Below are 660 nucleotides of genomic sequence, written 5' to 3' on the forward strand. Positions count from 1 at the left end.
ATATGGGGTTAAGCATTATCCTTATGGTGAAAATGGAAACATTGACATACAATGCAAAAAACGAAAAAATACACTGGAGAAACCATCTATGATAATTACTTCAAATGTGCCACTTAAATTAATTGTACAATGGTCAGGAGGGAAATTTGTTAAAGATATTAATGTGGGAAAAACAATTCTTAAATAATCTAAAAACAAGCATCAGGGCATAATTACAGCACATAAAGCATCCCTGGTGTAACATTAATATTTATAACCAAATCAAAAAAAGTTTTCTCTCAAATACTCTCTATTATTAACTTATAATAATCTAAAAACGAATGGCTTCTGAAAATTCAAAAACCCAATGGGGACAATTTATCCCTCTAGCAACCGTATTCTTCTTTTGGGGATTTGTTGCTGCCAGTAACGACATATTAATTCCCGTATTTAAAAAAGCATTTGATTTGACCCAAGGTCAAAGCCAGTTTGTATCGATTGCATTTTATATTTCCTATACGGTAGGTTCCTTAATCTATATGGGAGTTTCTTTATTACTTAAACAAGATTTAGTCAATAAAATTGGCTATAAAAATGGACTGGCATTGGGGTTGGCAATTTCTGCTCTTGGAACATTGTTATTTTATCCAGCTGCCAATATTGGTTCTTATCCTTTAATGC

At 32.0% G+C, this 660-nt stretch carries 1 protein-coding gene and 1 pseudogene; both read left to right on the forward strand.

What is annotated here, in order from left to right:
- Window positions 1-187 (forward strand): hypothetical protein (locus tag GTZ96_RS18145; protein ID WP_207720208.1); only part of this gene is annotated, 187 nt, incomplete at its 5' end.
- Window positions 188-320: 133 nt separating this feature from the next.
- A pseudogene (locus GTZ96_RS18150) lies at window positions 321-660 on the forward strand (MFS transporter); the annotation flags it as partial.

Origin of the sequence: Flavobacterium undicola (assembly GCF_009909155.2) — a bacterium.
In the GTDB taxonomy this organism is placed as follows: Bacteria; Bacteroidota; Bacteroidia; order Flavobacteriales; family Flavobacteriaceae; genus Flavobacterium; species Flavobacterium undicola.